The sequence below is a fragment of the Blastococcus sp. URHD0036 genome (assembly GCF_000701365.1).
In the GTDB taxonomy this organism is placed as follows: domain Bacteria; phylum Actinomycetota; class Actinomycetes; order Mycobacteriales; family Geodermatophilaceae; genus Trujillonella.
In genome coordinates, this window is record NZ_JNIK01000001.1 from 31,448 (window position 1) to 49,663 (window position 18,216).

Sequence of the window (18,216 nt, forward strand, 5' to 3'; positions counted from 1 at the left end):
ACTGCCGCGGTACGGGGGCGACTGCCGGGCCGCAGCGCGGCACCGGCACCGGTACTGCGGCACTGCCGCCGTGGGCTGGGCGGCGAGTGGAGCCAGCCGTCGACCTCCAGGACCGCCCCGCCGCGAGCCTGACAGACTCGCTCCCATGCGCGTCTTCGTCGGGACCGACCATGCGGGCCTGGAGTTCAAGGAGCACCTCAAGGCCGCCCTCACCGCCGCCGGCCACGAGCCGGTCGACTGCGGCGCGTTCGAGTACGACGCCCAGGACGACTACCCGCCGTTCTGCTTCGAGGTGGGCGAGCGGGTCGTCGTCGAGCCCGGGAGCCTCGGCGTCGTCATCGGCGGCTCGGGCAACGGCGAGCAGATCGCGGCGAACAAGGTGCCCGGCGTCCGCGCCGCGCTCGTGTGGAACACCGCCACCGCGGAGCTCGCCCGCCAGCACAACGACGCCAACGTCGTCGCGGTCGGCGCGCGGCAGCACAGCGTCGCCGAGGCCACCGATCTGGTGCTGCACTTCCTCGCGACCCCGTTCAGCGAGGACGAGCGGCACGTCCGCCGGATCGGCCTGATCGCCGACTACGAGCGGGACCGGCACCGCCCGGCCGGCGGGCTGCCCACGCGCTCGGAGGCAGACGCGGGATGACCGGCGCGGAGCTGCGCCGGGCCGCCGCGGCGGCCCGCGAGCTGCTCGCGTCGGTACCCGACGGCTCGGCGCGCGTGCCCGCGATGGACGACGACGTCGCCGGCGTTACGGCGCACGTGACCGGCTGCCTCATCTGGTACGCCCAGGACCTCGCCGTGGGGCCCGAGGGAGCCGACGGCTTCACCCTGGGCCGCCGCCCGGAGGCCGCGCTGCCGGAGCTCGTCCGGCAGCAGGCCGCCGCGGCGGAGGTGCTCGCCCGCACCGTCGAGGGCGCGGCGCCGGGAGACCGCGGCCGGCACGACTGGGGCCGGCCCGACGCCTCCGGGTTCGCCGCCATGGGCGCGGCCGAGCTGCTGCTGCACACCGCCGACGTCGCCGCGGCGCTGGACCTGTCGTGGCGCCCGCCCGCCGACCTCGCCGACGCTGTCGTCGTCCGGCTGTTCCCGTGGGCGCCGTCGGACACCGAGCCCGTCGCCACCCTGCTGTGGGCCACCGGCCGCGCCGACCTCCCCGGCCACGAGCCGGTGACCTCCTGGCGCTGGCACTGCTCCCCGCTGGAGGAGTGGGACGGCACCCGGGCCGGCTGACTCAGAAGTCGTCCGGACACCACGGGGTGACCGGCCACGAGAACGCGGTCGAGGCCAGCGTGACCGCGCCGGGGCTCACCTCGCGCACCCGCCCGGCGGCCTGGAGCGAGGCGAGCGAGACCCCGCCCAGGTAGGCCGCCGACAGCTCCTCGATGCCCAGCACCAGGTCGGGGTCGGCGTCGGTGGGCGCGCAGAACCCGCCGGCGGGGTGCGCGGTGAGTGCCCAGCGGCCGTCGTTCCACGGGCAGAAGCGGTCCCGCACCTCGAACACCAGGTTGATGCGGGTGGGGTAGCGGCGGGCGGCCAGCGCGCGGCCGACGTCGACCAGGCGCACCCAGAGCGTGTCCACCGGCCGGACCTGCACGGAGCGCGGGTCGGCGACCAGGTACCGCAGGGGGTCCTCGACCGACGCCAGCCGGTACCGCACGTTCCGCGTCAGGTCGATGGACAGCAGGTACCGCCACAGCGCCGCGTAGGCCGGGGTGCCGAGTGCCCGCACCTCGTCGACGGCGACCGTGCCGTCGGGGGTGCCCGCGCCGTCGTCCCACGCGGAGGTCACCCGGTAGGCGGCGTAGCCGGTCGCCGTCCCGTCGGGGTCGGTGTGCAGCAGGTACCGGCGGGCGGTCGCGCCGCCGCGGCGCTGCGGGTCGTCGTCGGTCAGGCGCTCCCACCAGCCGGGCCCGCGCGCCATGTTCCCCGGCACGAACCGGCGCACCTGCTCGTGCACCGCGGGAACCGCCGCCCGGTACTCGTCGACCGACACCGCCTGCACCGTGCCGGCGCCGAGGTCCACGTCGGGGCGCAGGGCCATCTCGCGGGTGCGGCCGGTCAGCCCGCCGCGCCAGGCCGCCGGGGCGTAGCCGAAACGGCCGTAGATCGACGCCTCCGACGCCCACAGCGCCGCGACCGGCTCCCGCTCCTGCTCGTGCAGCTCGGTCAGCTGCCGGCGCATCATCGCGGAGAGGACCCCGCGGCGGCGGTGCGTCGGGGAGACGGTCACCCAGGTGACGCCCGCGCACGGGACGACGGCGCCGGGCACGGTGAGCTCGCGGGTGTAGATGCCCGCGGTGGCGGCCACCCGGTCGCCCTCCCACAGGCTCAGCGACCGGTCCAGCTCCGCGAGCCCGTGCGGAGCGGCCAGCCACGACTCCGACGCCTCCTCGCCGAAGGCCGACAGCATCGCCCGGGCGAAGGCAGGCCACTCCTCGGCGGTGATCGGGCGCAGCCGGGCGGCGATGTCGTCGGGGGAGTCGCTCACGGTCCGTGTCTACCGGGGGAGGACGACGGGACGCGAGCCGGCCGGGCTCCGGAGAGGGACGCGGTTCGAGCCGTCGTCCGGGCCGTCTCGATGTCAGGATGCCGCGCATGGATCCGGCGGAACGGCCCATCGGCTGGTGGGTCAAGCACCTCGATGCCCTGCTGGAGGACGTCGTCGACGGCGCCGTCTCCGGCGAGGGCCTGACGCGGCGCCACTGGCAGGTGCTGCACACGCTGGCCGCGGCGCCGGCCGACGAGGCGGCGCTGGCGCGGGCGCTGGCCGACTTCGACGGGCACCTCCCGGCGATCGCCGCCGACCTGTTCGGCCGCGGCTGGGTCGACCGTGCCACGGGCTCGCTGACGCTGACCGCCGAGGGCCGCACCGCGCACGAGCGGCTGGAACGGGCGATCGGGCGGGTCCGCCGGCACGTCGCCGACGGCCTGTCGCGGCAGGAGTACGAGCGCACCGTGCTGGTGCTGCGGCGGATGGCGGAGAACGTCGAGCGGGCCCTCGGCCGGGAGGGCTGAGGCCGCCGGTCAGGGACCGGTCGTGACCCCGTCGTCGGTCATCGTCAGATCGCCGCAGGTGATCGACCGCGCCGCCTCGACCGCCGCAGCCCCCGCGTCGGCCACGCCCATGCTGACGTCGGAGTTGGACGCCCGCGGCCCGTCGAGCACGACGGCCGTGGCCGTGTAACCGGTGCCGTCGCCGTTCACGAGGAGGCCGGCCAGGTCGCGCACGCCGTCCCCGTCGACGTCGAGGCAGCCCACGCCGGTGCCGTAGCCGGTGAACCCGAGGTCGAAGGCGTACTGCTCGCCCTGCGGGTTCTGCACCGGGACGATCTGGCAGTCGCTGTAGGCGTAGAGGAGCACCTGCCGGCCGTCGGAGGCCAGGACGACGAGCTCGCCGTCGCCGGTGACGTCCGCGACGAGGATCGAGCGGGCGACGGGGCTGGCCGACTGCAGGTCCGCGGTGACCGTGGCACCGCTCGCGGTCGTGACACCGAAGAGCACCGACCCGTCCGCGGCGGGAGAGGAGGCGATCCACTCGGTGTCCGCCGCGCGGTCGCCGTCGACGTCCAGCGTCGGGCGGGTGGCCGCGCCGGAGGGGATGCCGTCGTCGGTGGCCGGGCAGCCCGCGTCCGACCCGCCGGCGTCCGACCCGCCGGGCGGGGTGGCACTCGCCGTGGTGGTCGCCGTCGTGGTGGCGGTGGTGGGAGCTGCCGTGGCGTCGTCCCCGTCGTCGGCCGAGCACCCCGCGATCAGCGCGGCGGACACGGCGAGGACGAGGGGCAGGCGGGTGCGCACGCCTCCACCGAACGCCGATCGGTTGCGGGATGCAACCGACGCGCCGTCAGCCGCGGAGGTAGGCCAGCGTCGCCATGACCCGGCTGTTGCGGTCCTCGTCCGGCGCGAGGCCGAGCTTGGCGAAGATCCGCTGGGTGTGCTTCTCCACCGCGCCCGGGGTGACCACGAGCAGCCGGGCGATCGCGGCGTTGGAGTGGCCCTCGGCGATCATGCCGAGCACCTCCTGCTCCCGCGGGGTCAGCCGCCGCACCGGGTCGTCGGCCCGCCGCCGGGCGAACAGCTGGGCCACCACCTGGGGGTCGAGGACGGTGCCGCCGGCGACGACGTCCGACAGCGCGGCCATCAGCTGGTCGAGGTCGGACACCCGGTCCTTCAGCAGGTAGCCGACCCCGCCGCGGCCGTCGGCGAGGAGCTCGTCGGCATAGGCCACCTCCACGTACTGCGAGAGCACCAGCACCGCCGTCCCGGGGACGGCGGCGCGGGCCTCGACGGCGGCGCGCAGGCCCTCGTCGGTGTGGGTGGGCGGCATCCGGACGTCGACGACGGCCACGTCCGGCCGCAGCTCGCCGACCGCGCGGACCAGCGACGGGCCGTCGGCGACGGCGGCGACGACCTCGGTCCCGGCTTCCTCCAGGAGGCGCACGAGGCCCTCGCGGAGGAGCACCGAGTCCTCGGCCAGCACGACGCGCATCACGCTCCGGGCACCTCCGCGGTCAGGCGGGTCGGGCCGCCGCGGGGGCTGTCCACGGTGAGCGAGCCGTCGGCGGCCCGCAGCCGGTCGGTGAGCCCGGCGAGGCCGTGTCCCGGGGCCGCGACCGCGCCGCCGGAACCGTCGTCCTCCACGACGACGCGCAGCGCGCCGTCGGTCCGGGTGACCTCGACCCGGCAGACCGACGCGTCGCTGTGCTTGGCCACGTTGGCCAGCGCCTCGCTGACCACGAAGTACGCGGTGTTCTCCACGACCGGCGCGAGCCGCTCCTCGGGCAGGTCGACGGCGAGCTCGACCGGCACCGGCGAGCGGGCGGCCAGGGCGGCGAGCGCGGCGGCCAGGCCGCGGTCGGCGAGCACCGGCGGGGCGATGCCGCGGGAGAGCGCGCGCAGCTCCTCCAGCGCCTCGCGGGCCAGGACGCCGGCCTCGGAGAGGGTCGCCCGCGCCGCCTCGGGGTCGCGGTCGAGCTGGCGCTGGGCGCGGGAGAGGTCCATGCCGAGGCGGACCAGGTGCTGCTGCGGGCCGTCGTGGATGTCGCGCTCGAGCCGGCGCAGGGCGACGGCCTCGGCAGCGACGGCCGCGTCGCGGCCCTCCGTCGCCCGGTCGATCTGGGCCTGCGCGGCGGCGCGGGTGGTGAGCAGCGCACGGCCGACGAGGCCCTGCAGCACGGAGGCGCCGCGGACGGCGAACGGGAGCACCAGCGCGAACGCCAGGCCGATCAGGGCGTAGAAGAGGATCCGCTTCCCGGCGGTGCTGTCCTGGCCGAGAAGCTCGAGCAGGTCCTGGTTGTCCGGGTCGGTGCTCGGGTCCGGCAGCGACCAGTCCCAGGCCCAGTAGGTCAGCCCGCCGAGCGCGATCGACCAGAAGACCACGGTGACGACGAACGAGAAGATCGCGAACGGGAACCGCACCAGGGCGTGCAGCGCATCGAGCCAGCACTGCGGGTCGCGCAGCGGGGTGACCAGCCGGCGCAGGGGCCTGCCCTCGGCCTGCCGGTACGCCGGGCGGGGCAGCTCGCGGCGCAGCACGGCCGGCAGCCAGGCCCGCTCGGCGGTCGCGAAGCCACGGGCGGTGACGAGGGTCAGCGCCAGGACGGCCACCCCGACCCAGATCACCAGCAGCCCGGCGCCGACGGCCAGACCGGTGACCACGGCGACGAAGCCGGCGATCGCCACCGGGAAGGCGTAGAGCGCGTAGCCGGTGTCCACGCCGAGCTGGCGGAACAGCCCGCGCCGGGGAACGGCGCCGGCGGGAGCGGGCAGCGCGAGGGTGTCGGGGATCGTGCTCGTGGTCATGGCATCGAGCCTGGTCGGGCACGGTGTCCGGGCCGATCCCGCCACCCGGCCGATCCGGTGTCGGGCTGGCCCGACGATCGGGTCGTGCGCGGCTGGACGTCCATCTCGCCGGCGATGCTCCCGGCGGTGACGATCGGTGTCCAGCACCCCGCGCCGGGACCGTGCCTCGTTAGGGTCGGTGCCGGACCGGGGTGGTGCGGCAGCGGAGCCGCACCGCCCGTGGCCCGGGGGAAGGGGTACGCCCGTGCGGAACACCGCCGTGGTCGCCGTCGCGCTCCTGCTGCTCGCCGGCTGTTCTGCTGGTGAGCAGACGGAGTCCGACGAGGCAGCGCCCGAGCGGTCCCAGGGCGCCGCCACGGCCGGCACCGCCGCTCCGGACGAGCGGCTGACCGTCATCGGGGACGCCGATCCCGTCGCGTCGGCCGCCGCGACCAGCCGGGTGCTGTTCGCGCGCGCCGACGTCGCCGTCGTGGCTCGGGACGGCGACCTCGCCGGCGAGCTCCTGGGAGCGTCGGCGGCCGCCGGGCTCGGGGTGCCGCTGCTGCTCGAACCGGCCGAGGGCAGCGGCGACGTCCTGGCCGAGGAGCTCGACCGGCTGGGGACGACGACCGTGCTCGCCGTCGGGGAGGCGACCGCGGAGGGGGCCGGGCCGGAGGTGGTCGCCGTCGCGGCCGAGCCCGGCGCCGTCGAGCGCGCCACCGGGCTGGACCTCGGCGACGCCGACGAGGTGGCCGGGGACTCCGCCGTGGCCGCCGTGGCCGCGCTCGACCCCGAGGAGCCGGTCGCGCTCGTGCCCGAGGACGGGTCCTCCGGCGGCGGAGGCGGCGACGGGCGGCTGCCCGACGTCGACCGGCCCGAGCCGCTGACCGGCACGCTGGTGGTCACCACCGGCAGCCCGGAGTCGCTGGCCGGTGCCGCGACCGCCCGCGCGGCCGGCGCCCGCGTGGTGGTCACCGGCACGGACGACCCGCGCGCCTCGACCGAGCTCGTCGAGCTGCTCGCCGAGGAGCAGCCGGACGCGGTCGTGGCACTCGGTGCGGACCTGGCGGCCGCCGACGGGCTGGACTGGAAGCTGGCCACCGCCGCGACCGGTACGCAGCTCCCCGGCGGTGGCCAGCTGCTGTTCCCCGGCCGGATGATGGTCGCCCTCTACGGCTACCCGGGCAGCGGCGCGCTGGGCCTCCTCGGCGAGCAGGACGTGCCGGGGGCGGTGGACCGGGCCCGGCAGTACGCCGCGGATTACGAGCCGCTGGTGGACCGCCCCGTCGTCCCGGCCTTCGAGATCATCGCGACGGTGGCCTCGGAGTTCCCCGGCACCGACGGCAACTACTCGACCGAGTCCGACGTCGAGGAGCTGCGACCGTGGGTGGAGGCCGCGGGGGAGGCCGGCATCTACGTCGTCCTGGACCTGCAGCCGGGCCGGACCGACTTCGTGACGCAGGCCGAGCTGTACCGGCCGCTGCTGGAGCTGCCGAACGTCGGCCTGGCGCTGGACCCGGAGTGGCGGCTGCGGCCGGACCAGGTGCACCTGACCCAGATCGGCTCGGTCGACGTCGAGGAGGTCAACCGGGTGGTCACCTGGCTGGCCGACCTGACCCGGGAGAACGCGCTGCCGCAGAAGCTGCTGGTCCTGCACCAGTTCCGGCTGGACATGATCCCCGGCCGTGAGCGGCTGGACACCTCGCGCGACGAGCTGGCGGTGCTGGTCCACGCCGACGGGCAGGGGCCGCAGGGCTCCAAGCAGGCCACCTGGCAGAACCTGCGTGCGGGAGCGCCGCCGGTCTGGTGGGGCTGGAAGAACTTCATCGACGAGGACCAGCCGATGCTGACGCCCCAGGAGACCGTCACCCAGGTGGTCCCCGTCCCGGACCTGGTCAGCTACCAGTAGGCGCCGGGGGCTCCCGTTCTGTCGGCCTCCTGTGGTGAGCTGGCTCTCCGCCACCGACCTCCAGGAGGAGCCGTGACGACCGTCCTGCCCGGCCAGACCAGCGAGCTCGACCCGCGCCTGCTCGAGTACCGGCGCGAGCTCACCGGGTACTGCTACCGGATGCTCGGCAGCTCGTTCGACGCCGAGGACGCGGTGCAGGAGACGATGGTCCGCGCCTGGCGCGGCCTGGCCGACTTCGAGGGCCGGTCGGCGCTGCGGTCGTGGCTGTACCGGATCGCCACCAACGTGTGCCTCGACCAGCTGAACGGCCGCAAGCGCCGCGCGCTGCCGATGGACCTGTCCGGCACGTCGTGGTCGCCGGTCGAGGCGTCCCTGGCGGCGAAGCAGCCGGCCGACGCGTGGGTGGAGCCGGTGCTCGACCGCCAGGTCCTGCCCGAGGACGGCGACCCGGCCGAGCAGGCGGTGGCGCGCGAGTCGATCCGGCTGGCCTTCGTGGCGGCGCTGCAGCACCTGCCGCCACGCCAGCGGGCGGTGCTCCTGCTGCGCGACGTGCTCCGCTGGAAGGCCGAGGAGGTCGCCACGCTGCTGGAGTCGACGGTGGCGTCGGTGAACAGCGCGCTCCAGCGGGCCCGGGCGACCCTCGCGGCCGTCGGTGGGGAGCTGGACTCCCGTCCGCTGGACGACGACCACCGCGACCTGCTCGACCGCTACCTCGACGCCTTCCTGCGCTACGACATCGAGGCATTCGTGCAGCTCCTGCACGAGGACGCGACGCAGCACATGCCGCCGTTCGAGATGTGGCTGCGCGGCCGCGACGACATCGGCACCTGGATGCTCGGCCCCGGCTCGGGCTGCCGGGACTCCCGGATCATCGAGACCACGGCCAACGGGGCGCCGGCGTTCGCGCAGTACCGCCCGGTCGAGGGTGGTGGTCACGTGCCGTGGGGGCTGCACGTGCTGGAGATCGAGGACGGGAAGATCGCCCACATCTCCAGCTTCCTCGACCTCGACAGCGGGCTGTTCGTGCGGCTCGGCCTGCCGGCGGAGTTCCCGGCCGAGTCCGCCTGACCGCTCCCGCCCCCGACCGCTGAACCCCCGCGGCCCACGTCCGGCTCGGAAGTGGGCCGCTGGCGTTCAGTGCTCGCCGGCTCCGGCTCCGGTGCGCGGCCGGGGGAGCGTTGTCCCCTCACCGGCCACACCCGGCGGGGGAATGGCCGGTGGCGGGCCAACGCTCCGCGCTGCGGACCGGTCAGGCGGGGACCGGGACCGGGTGATCGGCAGGCGCGGTCTCGGCGGGCGCGGCCTCGGAGAGTCCCAGCCGGGAGTGCAGCCGGCGCAGCGGACGCGGGGCCCACCAGTTCGCCCGGCCCATCAGCGTCATCACGGCCGGCAGCAGCAGCATCCGGACCAGCGTCACGTCGACCAGCACCGCCAGCGCCAGTCCCAGCCCGATCTGCTTGATGGGGGAGAACCCGCCGGCCACGAACCCGGCGAAGACGACGACGATCAGCAGCGCGGCCGCGGTGACGGTCCGCCCGGTCTGCTGCAGCCCGCGCTCGACGGAGAGGTCGGTGTCGCCGGTGCGGCGGTGCTCCTCCGCGATCCGCCCGAGCAGGAACACCTCGTAGTCCATCGACAGCCCGAACGCGATCGCCAGCACGATCACCGGCGTGGTGATGCTCAGGCTGCCCAGCGCCTCCGTGCCGATCAGCGAGCCGAGGTGGCCGTCCTGGAACACCCACACCAGCGCGCCGAAGCTGGCCCCGAGGCTCAGCACGCCCAGCGCGAGCGCCTTCAGCGGCACGACCAGCGACCCGGTGAACAGGAACAGCAGCACCGTCGTGGCACCGGCGATCACCAGCACCATCCACGGCAGCCGGCTGACCAGCGCCGACTGGTAGTCCGCCAACTCCGCCGCGTCACCCGTGACGAGCACGGGCGCGGGGGAGGCCAGACCGCGGACGTCGTCCACCAGGCGCATCGCGACCGGCCCCTGCGACGCACCGGCGGGCACGACGTCGAGCACCGTCAGACCGGGCACCTCCGCCCGCACCGACACCGAGCGGACGCCGTCCAGCTTGCCCAGCCGGTCCGCGTAGGCGGCCGCCTCGGCCGACGACAGACCGCCGGGCACGACGACGGTCACCGGGTCGACGTCGCCGACGTCGGCGAATCGCGACTCGGCCAGCGACGCCAGCTCCCGGGAAGCCGAGCCCGCCGGCAGCGAGCGCGCGTCCGGGTCGGCGAACCGCACCCCGAGGAACGGGGTCGCGGCCAGCGCCAGGACGCCGCCCACGACCAGGACGACCAGCAGCGGACGCCGCCGCACCCGCCGCGCCACCCGCCCGAAGCGGTGCCCGGCGCCGGCCCGCGCGGGCCCGATGCGTCGGCCCCACACCGCCAGCAGCGCCGGCACCAGCGTGAGCGCGGCGACCAGGTCGAGCAGCACCACCGCCAGTCCGGCCAGGCCCATGGAGCGGAGGAAGTCGTCGGGGAAGACCAGCAGGCCGCCGAGCGAGGCGGCCACCGTGAGGCCGGAGAAGGTGACCGTCCGGCCGGCCGTGGCGAAGGTCCGGCGCAGCACCGCGTCGTCGTCCCCGCCGGCGGCCTTCTCCTCGCGGAAGCGGGAGACGAGCAGCAGGCCGTAGTCCACCGCCAGGCCGAGGCCCAGCATCGTGACGACGTTGACCGCGTACACGGAGACGTCGGCCACGAGCGACGCCAGCAGCAGCGCGCCCAGCGTGGCGCCCATCCCGGCCAGCGCGACCACCACGGGGATGCCGGCGGCCAACACCCCGCCGAAGAGGACGACGAGCAGGACCAGCGCGATGGGCATCGAGATCGTCTCCGCCCGGGCCAGGTCGCTCGCGGCCTGGTCGTCCATCTCGTCGTCCTGCAGCGGACCGCCGCCGACGACGACCCGTGGTGCGTCGGCCTCCCGGAGCAGCGCCGCGGCCTCGTCGACGGCGGCGTCGCCCGCGACCGTCGGCTCGAAGGTGACCGCGACGGCGACCGCCTGCCCGTCGGTCGCGACGAGCTGCTCCCCACCGCCCGACCACGGCGTCGCCACCGATGCGACGCCCGGGAGCGCCGACAGCTCGCCGGCCAGCCGGTCGACGACGGGTCGCAGGGAGGCAGCGGGGCGGCCGTCGAGGACGGCGGCGATGGTGTCGCCGCTCGGCGCGGCCGCCCACAGCAGCTCGCTCGCCCGCTCGGACTCGCTGCCGTCGATCGACCCCACGTCGCCGTCGAGCCGTCCGAACAGCGCCGGCGCGCAGAGCACACCGCCCAGGAGGACGGCGGCCCAGAGCGCGAGCACCACGCGGCGGTGGGTTGCGGACCAGGCGGCGAGGCGGGGGAGCAGCACGGGGATCTCCTCGGTCGAAGGGCTGCGCCGAGCCTCCCCACCCGCGGCCGCCGCCACCTCCCTCGCACCGGCGGTCTCCCGGCTCCCCCGCGCGGGGGATGGAGGACCACCCGGCTGGCCCACCGTGCGGAAGTGCACTTCTGCACCGTGCAGAAGTGCAGTTCTGCACCGAGGGCGGGGGAGTCACGTGCCGGGGCGGACGATCCCGTGCTCGTAGGCGTGGATCACCGCGTGGATCCGGTCGCGCAGGCCGAGCTTCATCAGCACGTTGCCCACGTGGGTCTTCACCGTGTGCTCGCTGACCACGAGCCGGGCGGCGATCTCGGCGTTGGACATGCCGCGGGCCAGCAGTTCGAGGGTCTCCTGCTCGCGGGCGGTGAGGGACCCGGTCGGTGCCGGGGGTGGCGCCGGTCGCGACCGCACGAAGTCGGCGAGCAGCCGCCGGGTCACCGTCGGGGCCAGCAGTGCCTCGCCGGCGGCCACGACGCGGACCGCCGCCACCAGGTCGTCGCGGCCGACGTCCTTGAGCTGGAACCCGCTCGCGCCCGCCTCGAGCGCCGCGTACACGTACTCGTCCAGGTCGAACGTGGTCAGCACGAGCACGCGGGTCGCGGGGGCCTCGGCCACGATCGCGCGGGTGGCGGCGATGCCGTCCAGCCGCGGCATCCGGATGTCCATGAGCACGACGTCCGGCCGCTCCTGCCGTGCCAGCGCGACGGCCTCCTCGCCGTCCCCGGCCTCGCCGACGACGACGAGGTCGTCCTGCGCCTCGAGGATCATCCGGAAGCCGGCCCGCACCAGCTGCTGGTCGTCGGCCAGCAGCACCCGGGTGCTCACGGCTGCCGCACCGGCGCCAGGGGCAGCTCGGCGGTGACCCGCCAGCCGCCGTCCGGGCCGGGTCCGGCGGTCACCGAGCCCCCGGTGGCGGCGGCCCGCTCCCGCATGCCCACCAGCCCCCGGCCGGTGCCGGTCGCCGGACTCCCGCCGAGCCCGTCGTCGACCACCTCGAGCAGCACCCGCTCCACGGTGGCCTCGACCCGCACCTGCACCCGGGCCGGCCCGGCGTGCTTCACCACGTTGGTGAGCGCCTCCTGCACGATCCGGTAGCCGGCCAGGTCGACCGCGGACGACGGCGGCGGCAGCTCCCCGGTGACCCGCAGCTCGACGTCGACCCCGGCGGCCCGGACCGACCCGACCAGGTCCGGCACCGCGGCCAGGCCCGGCTGCGGCGCCAGGGGGGTGGCCGCGTCCTCCCGGAGGACGCCGAGCAGCCGGCGCAGCTCGGTGAGCGCCGACTTCCCGGTCGCGCTGATCGCGTCGAACGCCTGGATCGCGCGGGCGGGGTCGCGCTCGACGACGACGGGTCCGGCCTCGGCCTGCACGACCATCATGCTGACCGAGTGGGCGAGCACGTCGTGCATCTCCCGCGCGATCCGGTTGCGCTCCTCGACCACCGCCTGCCGCGCCTCGGCCGCCCGCGTCCGCTCCAGCGAGGCGGCGCGCTCCTCGGCCCGGACGGCGGCCAGCCGGCGGCTGCGGGCGCCGTCGCCGAGCAGCCAGGCGGTGGCGAAGGTCAGCGCCGGGATCGTGAAGTCCTCGAGGTCGGCGGCCGCGCGGTCGACGACCGTGCTGAGGCTGATCGCCACGGCGGCGGTGCCCGCAGCCGCCAGGGCCAGTCGCCGGCTGCCGTGCGCCGCGACGCTGTACAGCGCGACCAGACCGGCGAAGAAGACCGCCGGGTCGGGGACGTCGCTGAGCCCGTGCACGGTGGTGAGGACGCCGCAGACCAGGGCGACGGTGAACGGGAACCGGCGCCGCCAGACCAGGGGCAGGCACTCCCCGACGACCAGCGCGTAGCCCCACAGCGGAACCGCCTCGCACCCGCAGCCCGCCTCGCGCAGCAGCGGCTGCAGCGAGACCGTCAGCACGAGCACGGCCAGCAGCGCGTCGACCACGTAGGGGTGGTCGGCCCACTGGCGGCGCCAGTCCCCGCGGTGCCCGGTCATCCCGCGATCCTCCCAACCGCGGGGCGGGGCTGACTCCCTCGCGCGGGGGATCTCCTGGTGGGCGCTGCCCGGAGACGTCAGGAGGCGTCGCGCGGGGAGACGACGTGCATGGCCGCCTCCTCCGCCGAGGCGGCCGCGGAGTCGATGCCGGCGTCGACGGCGTACAGCTCTGGTTCGACGTCGTCCCAGCCCCCGCCGCCACCGGCCACCAGCCGCCCGGCCCGCACCGTGCCGACCTCGTCGTCGATCAGCTCGCCGTCGGTGTCGGAGGCGTCGCCGAGGTCGTCGCCGTCGTCGTCCTGGATCTGCGGCAGCTCCCGGGCCAGCCGGCCGTCGAGGCTCTCCCCGGCGGACTCCTCGGCCTCGGTGGTGCCCCAGTCGTCGACCGCCCAGGGCCGGTCGGCCGGTGACCAGCCGGTGTCCAGCCTGTCCTCGACGCCGCCGAGGTCCTCGAGGGTGTCCTGCGCGTCGAGGACGCCGGAGGCCTCCTCCGGGTCGGTGCCGTCGGTGCCGTAGATCCCGCCCATGATCACCCGACCGTGCCGCGGCCGACGGGCGCGGGCATCGGTCATCTGACTGTGGCCGGGCGCGCCGGGGGCGGCCCCGAGATGTGCCCCACGCCGCGATCAGGGGGATTGTCCTGCCGGTCGGGGTGGGGGACGCTCGCGTGCGGCGGGGGGCCGAGCTCAGGGCCGCCTTCCCGCGCGCCCCCGGCCCCTCCCGAGGGGGCGACCGTGGACCGTGCCGAGGAGCGGCAGCGGCCCACACCCCTGATCGGCCGGGCCCGCGAACTCGATCTCCTGCACGGCTTCCTCGGACGGGCCGCCGAGGGCGGTGCGGCGCTGGTCCTCACCGGGGACGCCGGCGTGGGCAGGACCGCCCTGCTCGACACGGCGGCGCGGGCCGCGGCCGCCGGCGGGGCGCGGGTGCTCCGCGCCGCGGGGACGGAGTCCGAGGCGGACGTGGACAACGCCGGCCTCAACCAGCTGCTGCTCCCCGTGCTCGGGGTGCTGCGGTCGCTCTCCGACGCGCAGCGCGGGGTGCTCGAGGTGAGCCTCGGGCTCCGGGCGGGCGCACCGGCCGACCGGCTCGTCGTCTCCACCGCGGTGCTCACCGCCCTCCGCGAGCTGGCGGTGGAGGCACCGGTCGTCCTGGTCGTCGACGACCTGCAGTGGCTGGACCGGGAGAGCGTGCGGGCCGTGGGGTTCGTGGCCCGCCGGCTGGTCGGTGCCCGCATCGGGGTCCTGGCGGCCAGCCGGATGGGGCCGCTCGACGCACCCCCGCTGGCCGGCATCCCCACCCACGAGGTGCAGCCGCTGCCCGACGGTGCCGCCGAGGAGCTGCTGCGGATCCGGTCCCCCACGCTGGCCGCGGGCGTCCGCCGGCGCGTGCTGGCCGCCGCCCAGGGGAGTCCGCTGGCCCTCGTGGAGCTGCCCGCCGCGCTCTCCGGACCCCAGCAGAGGGCGGTCGCGGCGCTGCCCGAGGTCCTCCCGCTGGGCGGTCGGCTGCGGGCGCGCCTGGCCGCGCGGATGAGCTCCCTCCCGGCCGGCACGCGGCACCTGCTGCTGATGAGCGCGCTGGACGGGACCGGCGACCTCGGCGTCCTCCGCGCGGCGGCACCGGACGAGGGCTGGCTCGACGCCCTGGGGCCGGCCGAACGGGCGCAGCTGGTGGCCGTCGACGTAGCGGGCCGGACGCTGTCGTGGCGGCACCCGCTGGTCGCGGCGGCCACCGTGGAACTGGCCACGAGCGGTGAGCGCCGCCGGGCCCACCGCGCGCTCGCCGACGTCCTGACCGACTCCCCGGAGCGCCGCGGCCGGCACCTGGCGGAGGCGGCGGTCGGGGCGGACCAGGAGGCCGCGGACCTGCTCGACCAGGCCGCGCACCGGGCGCTGCACACCGGCGACGGGGTGCACGCGGTCACCGGTCTGCTGCGGGCCGCGGACCTCAGCCCGGACGGCCCGGACCGCGCCCGGCGCCTCGCGGAGGCGGCCTACCTGGGCGCCGACGTCGCCGGCGAGCTGTACCGCGTCCCCGAGCTGCTGCGCCGGGCCCGGAGTGCCGATCCCGCCGCCGGGGAGTCGCTGCAGACGGCGGTGGCCGCCGCCTACCACCTGCTCAACACCGACGGCGACGTCGACCACGCCCACGCCGTCCTCGTCCGCGCGATCGAGGCCGCCCTCCGGGACGGCGGCGGCGCGGCGGAGCTGGAGGACGCGCTGCACAGCCTCCTGGTCGTCTGCCACTTCAGCGGCCGGGCGGAGACGTGGCAGCCCCTGGACGCCGCGGTCGACCGCCTGCGCGGGCAGGTCGGTCCGGTCCTGGCGGCGGCCGCGCGGACGCTGGGGGACCCGGCCGCCAGCACCGCCGACGACCTCGGCCGGCTCGACGAGGTGATCGACGGGCTGGACCGGGAGACGGACCCCGCCCGCATCGTGCGGACCGGCATCGCCGCCTTCTACGTCGACCGGCTCGACGACTGCCGGGAGGCCCTCGAGCGGGTGGCCGCGGACGGACGGCGGGGCGGTGCGGTCGCCTCCGCGGTGCAGGCGCTGATGATGCTGTGCCACGAGGCCTTCGGAGCCGGCCGGTGGGACGACGCCCGGCGGTCGGCCCGCGAGGGCGTCGAGCTGGGGGAGGCCTCCGGATACCGACTCGTCAGCCTGCCGGGGGTCTACTGCCTGGCGCTGCTGGCCGCCGTGGAGGGCGACGCGGAGGCGGCACGGAGGCAGACGGATCAGATGGTCGCCTGGGCCCGACCGCGGGGGGCGCGGGCGGTCGAGCACTTCGCGCACCGGGTGGCCGGGCTCTCGGCGCTGGGCCGGGGGGACCCCGAGGAGGCCTACCGGCAGGCGGTCGCGATCAGCCCGCCGGGCGCCCTCGCCGCCCACGTGCCGGTCGCCCTGGGCGTCGGCATGGACCTCGTCGAGGCGGCCGTGCACACCGGCCGGCACGCCGCGGCCGCCGGGCACGTGGCCGCCATGCAGGGATCCGCGGTCTTCGGTCTGCGCCCCCGCCTGGCGCTCCTCGCCGCCGGCTCGGCGGCGATGGCTGCCCCCGAGGGAGCCGCCGTGGCGTGCTTCGAGCAGGCCCTGGCCGTGCCGCGGGCCGACGCCTACCCGTTCGAGTTCGCCCGGGTTCAGCTGGCCTACGGCGAGCACCTGCGCCGGTCCCGGGCCACGGGTGCCGCGCGGGTGCAGCTGACCGCGGCGTGCGAGGCGTTCGCCCGGCTGGGCGCCGCCCCGTGGGTGGCGCGGGCGAGCCAGGAGCTCCGCGCGACCGGGAAGCCCCGGGACCGCGGCGCCCGGGACGCGTCGGTCGTGCTCACCCCGCAGGAGCACGAGATCGCGATGCTCGCCGCGACGGGGCTGACCAACAAGCAGATCGGCGCGCAGCTGTACCTGTCGCACCGGACGGTGAGCGCCCACCTGTACCGGGTCTTCCCCAAGCTCGGGATCGCCTCCCGCGCGGCGCTGCGCGACGCCCTCACCCAGCGCCCGGCAGTCGGATGACCGATGCCGGGCACCGGCGGCGCCCGCAGAGTCGGGGAGCGGCCCCGGAGGGCCGGCGGGCGGGATCGACGACGAGGAGGACCGGGTGCCCACGTACCGGATGGTCTACGGGGACGGCGAGCAGGTCGTGCGGGAGACCCTGACCGACGTCGAGCTGGAGCGGGAGGACGGCTGGACCGTCGTCTTCCGGGGCGACGACGCGATCCTGAGGCTGCAGGACCAGCACATCCAGTCGATCGAGCTCGTCGAGGCGCCTCCCGCGTGAGCGGCTTCGACGGGTTCACCGACGAGCGGCTCACGGTGGGGGAGGTGTCGCTCCGGGTGCGCCGGGGTGGCTCCGGGCCGCCGCTGCTGCTCCTGCACGGCTATCCGGAGACCCATCGGATGTGGGCCGGGGTGGCCGCCGGACTGGCGGCGGAGTTCACCGTCGTCGTCCCCGACCTTCGGGGTTACGGCGACAGCTCGCAGCCGCCGACCGTGGCCGACCACTCCACCTACGGCAAGCGGGCGATGGCCGCCGACGGCGTCGCCCTGATGCGCGTGCTCGGGTTCGGGTCGTTCGACGTCGCCGGCCACGATCGGGGCGGCCGGGTGGCCTACCGGATGGCGCTGGACTCCCCGGAGGCGGTGCGCCGGCTCACCGTGCTGGACGTCGTCCCCACCGCGGAGGTGTGGGCACGCGCCGACGCCCGGATGGCCCTGGGCTACTGGCACTGGGCGTTCCTCGCCCAGCCCGAACCGCTGCCGGAGCGGCTGATCGCGGCCGATCCCGAGTTCTTCTTCCTCGACGCCGAGTTCGGCGGGGTGATCCGCGGCTTCGACGCCGACGCCGTGGCCGAGTACGCGCGGTGCGTGCGCGACCCCGCGGTGGTGCACGCCATGTGCGAGGACTACCGCGCCGGGGCCGGCTGCGACCGGCGGCTCGACGACGCCGACCGGGCCGCGGGGCGGCGGATCACCTGCCCGGTGCAGGTCCTGTGGGCGGGGCGGGGCGCGCTGGCGGCCTGGTACGACACCCTCGCCGTCTGGCGCGAGTGGGCCGACGACGTCACCGGCCGGGCGCTCGACTGCGGCCACTTCATCGTCGAGGAGCTGCCGGCGCAGACGCTGGCGGCGCTGCGCGAGTTCCACGGCGCCGGCGCCCGGGCCGGAGCCCGCTGACCGCGGCTCAGCCGTCGGCGGTCCGGGACGCGCCCCAGGCCTGGTCGTCGTCCAGCTGCGCCCGGCAGAGGTCGATCATGTCCACGATCCCGGTCAGGCCGCCCTCGGTGACGACGAGCAGGTGGTGCAGGCGGCGGTCGGCCATCACCCGCAGGGCCTCGACCACCGGCGTACCCGGCGGCACGTCGTAGGTCGTGCGGGTCAGCAGCTCGCCGATCCGGACCTGCTCGAGGTCGCGCCCGTCCGCGACGGCCTGGGAGATGTCCCCGTCGGTGACCACCCCCAGGGGAGCGCGGCGGTCGTCGTCGGTCGTGACGACGAGGGCGGAGTCGCCCGTGCGCTTCATCAGGTACGCGGCGGCGGCGAGGTGGGCCCGGGTCTCCACGGTCGTCGCGGCCGGACGCATGACGTCGCCGACCGTCGGTGACCGCACGGTGTCCGTGGACGGCGCCTGTCCGGAGGCACCACGTGGGGACATCGCTC

The 18,216-nt window shown here is 76.3% G+C and carries 17 protein-coding genes; 8 read left to right on the forward strand and 9 right to left on the reverse strand.

What is annotated here, in order from left to right; all coding sequences use genetic code 11:
• Positions 1–145 precede the first annotated feature (145 nt).
• Both N555_RS0100170 and N555_RS0100175 read left to right on the forward strand, forming a co-directional pair.
• Positions 146–643 (forward strand): ribose-5-phosphate isomerase, encoded by a 498-nt coding sequence (locus N555_RS0100170; RefSeq protein WP_029429483.1) that lies wholly within the window; start codon positions 146–148, stop codon positions 641–643.
• Positions 640–1,230 carry a hypothetical protein gene (locus N555_RS0100175; RefSeq protein ID WP_034508069.1) on the forward strand — a complete coding sequence of 197 codons (591 nt, stop codon included), beginning with the start codon at positions 640–642 and terminating at the stop codon, positions 1,228–1,230. Before N555_RS0100170 ends, N555_RS0100175 begins: the two co-directional genes overlap by 4 nt.
• A gap of 1 nt (position 1,231) precedes the next feature.
• Here the strand turns inward: N555_RS0100175 and N555_RS0100180 are convergent, their stop codons facing one another.
• Positions 1,232–2,488, reverse strand: coding sequence for a GNAT family N-acetyltransferase (locus N555_RS0100180; RefSeq protein WP_029429484.1), 1,257 nt, complete (start codon positions 2,486–2,488; stop codon positions 1,232–1,234).
• Between the two features lie 107 nt (positions 2,489–2,595).
• On the opposite strand from N555_RS0100180, the gene N555_RS0100185 reads away from it, so the two are divergent.
• Positions 2,596–3,015 carry a hypothetical protein gene (locus N555_RS0100185; protein WP_029429485.1) on the forward strand — a complete coding sequence of 140 codons (420 nt, stop codon included), beginning with the start codon at positions 2,596–2,598 and terminating at the stop codon, positions 3,013–3,015.
• Between the two features lie 9 nt (positions 3,016–3,024).
• On the opposite strand, the gene N555_RS0100190 is transcribed toward N555_RS0100185, so the two are convergent.
• From N555_RS0100190 to N555_RS0100200, 3 genes are read right to left on the reverse strand one after another with little or no spacing between them, the layout of a single operon-like run.
• Positions 3,025–3,795: a hypothetical protein gene (locus tag N555_RS0100190; protein WP_029429486.1), complete on the reverse strand. Its 771-nt coding sequence runs from the start codon at positions 3,793–3,795 to the stop codon at positions 3,025–3,027.
• A gap of 46 nt (positions 3,796–3,841) precedes the next feature.
• Positions 3,842–4,486 carry a response regulator gene (locus N555_RS0100195; RefSeq protein WP_029429487.1) on the reverse strand — a complete coding sequence of 215 codons (645 nt, stop codon included), beginning with the start codon at positions 4,484–4,486 and terminating at the stop codon, positions 3,842–3,844.
• Entirely contained in the window at positions 4,486–5,799 is a 1,314-nt protein-coding gene (locus N555_RS0100200; protein ID WP_029429488.1) for a sensor histidine kinase, read from the reverse strand. The genes N555_RS0100195 and N555_RS0100200 overlap by 1 nt, the downstream gene beginning before the upstream one ends.
• Before the next feature lie 244 nt (positions 5,800–6,043).
• Between N555_RS0100200 and N555_RS0100205 the strand changes: the two genes are divergently transcribed.
• Together N555_RS0100205 and N555_RS0100210 are read left to right on the forward strand one after the other, a co-directional pair.
• Positions 6,044–7,687 (forward strand): hypothetical protein, encoded by a 1,644-nt coding sequence (locus tag N555_RS0100205; protein ID WP_029429489.1) that lies wholly within the window; start codon positions 6,044–6,046, stop codon positions 7,685–7,687.
• A gap of 72 nt (positions 7,688–7,759) precedes the next feature.
• Positions 7,760–8,755 carry a sigma-70 family RNA polymerase sigma factor gene (locus tag N555_RS0100210; RefSeq protein ID WP_029429490.1) on the forward strand — a complete coding sequence of 332 codons (996 nt, stop codon included), beginning with the start codon at positions 7,760–7,762 and terminating at the stop codon, positions 8,753–8,755.
• Between the two features lie 181 nt (positions 8,756–8,936).
• Here N555_RS0100210 and N555_RS0100215 read toward each other — a convergent pair whose 3' ends face one another.
• The 4 genes from N555_RS0100215 to N555_RS0100230 form a co-directional block, all read right to left on the reverse strand.
• A complete protein-coding gene (locus tag N555_RS0100215; RefSeq protein WP_051683497.1) occupies positions 8,937–11,054 on the reverse strand; it encodes an MMPL family transporter in 2,118 nt (705 codons plus the stop codon).
• Positions 11,055–11,237: 183 nt separating this feature from the next.
• Positions 11,238–11,891 (reverse strand): response regulator, encoded by a 654-nt coding sequence (locus N555_RS0100220; protein ID WP_029429492.1) that lies wholly within the window; start codon positions 11,889–11,891, stop codon positions 11,238–11,240.
• Positions 11,888–13,060, reverse strand: a complete 1,173-nt coding sequence (locus tag N555_RS25395; RefSeq protein WP_156035994.1) for a sensor histidine kinase — start codon at positions 13,058–13,060, stop codon at positions 11,888–11,890. The genes N555_RS0100220 and N555_RS25395 overlap by 4 nt, the downstream gene beginning before the upstream one ends.
• Positions 13,061–13,137: 77 nt before the next feature.
• The gene (locus N555_RS0100230) at positions 13,138–13,632 is read right to left on the reverse strand and encodes a DUF5709 domain-containing protein (protein WP_231502545.1); all 495 of its coding nucleotides are present in this window, start codon (positions 13,630–13,632) and stop codon (positions 13,138–13,140) included.
• Between the two features lie 162 nt (positions 13,633–13,794).
• On the opposite strand from N555_RS0100230, the gene N555_RS0100235 reads away from it, so the two are divergent.
• The 3 genes from N555_RS0100235 to N555_RS0100245 all read left to right on the forward strand — a co-directional run bounded on the left by N555_RS0100235 (position 13,795) and on the right by N555_RS0100245 (position 17,733).
• Positions 13,795–16,572, forward strand: a complete 2,778-nt coding sequence (locus N555_RS0100235) for a helix-turn-helix transcriptional regulator (RefSeq protein WP_029429494.1) — start codon at positions 13,795–13,797, stop codon at positions 16,570–16,572.
• 85 nt (positions 16,573–16,657) lie between these two features.
• The gene (locus N555_RS28515) at positions 16,658–16,837 is read left to right on the forward strand and encodes a hypothetical protein (RefSeq protein ID WP_029429495.1); all 180 of its coding nucleotides are present in this window, start codon (positions 16,658–16,660) and stop codon (positions 16,835–16,837) included.
• Positions 16,834–17,733 carry an alpha/beta fold hydrolase gene (locus tag N555_RS0100245; protein WP_029429496.1) on the forward strand — a complete coding sequence of 300 codons (900 nt, stop codon included), beginning with the start codon at positions 16,834–16,836 and terminating at the stop codon, positions 17,731–17,733. The genes N555_RS28515 and N555_RS0100245 overlap by 4 nt, the downstream gene beginning before the upstream one ends.
• Before the next feature lie 7 nt (positions 17,734–17,740).
• Here the strand turns inward: N555_RS0100245 and N555_RS0100250 are convergent, their stop codons facing one another.
• On the reverse strand, positions 17,741–18,211 hold the full coding sequence (locus N555_RS0100250) for a CBS domain-containing protein (RefSeq protein ID WP_029429497.1): 471 nt from the start codon (positions 18,209–18,211) through the stop codon (positions 17,741–17,743).
• Positions 18,212–18,216 lie beyond the last annotated feature (5 nt).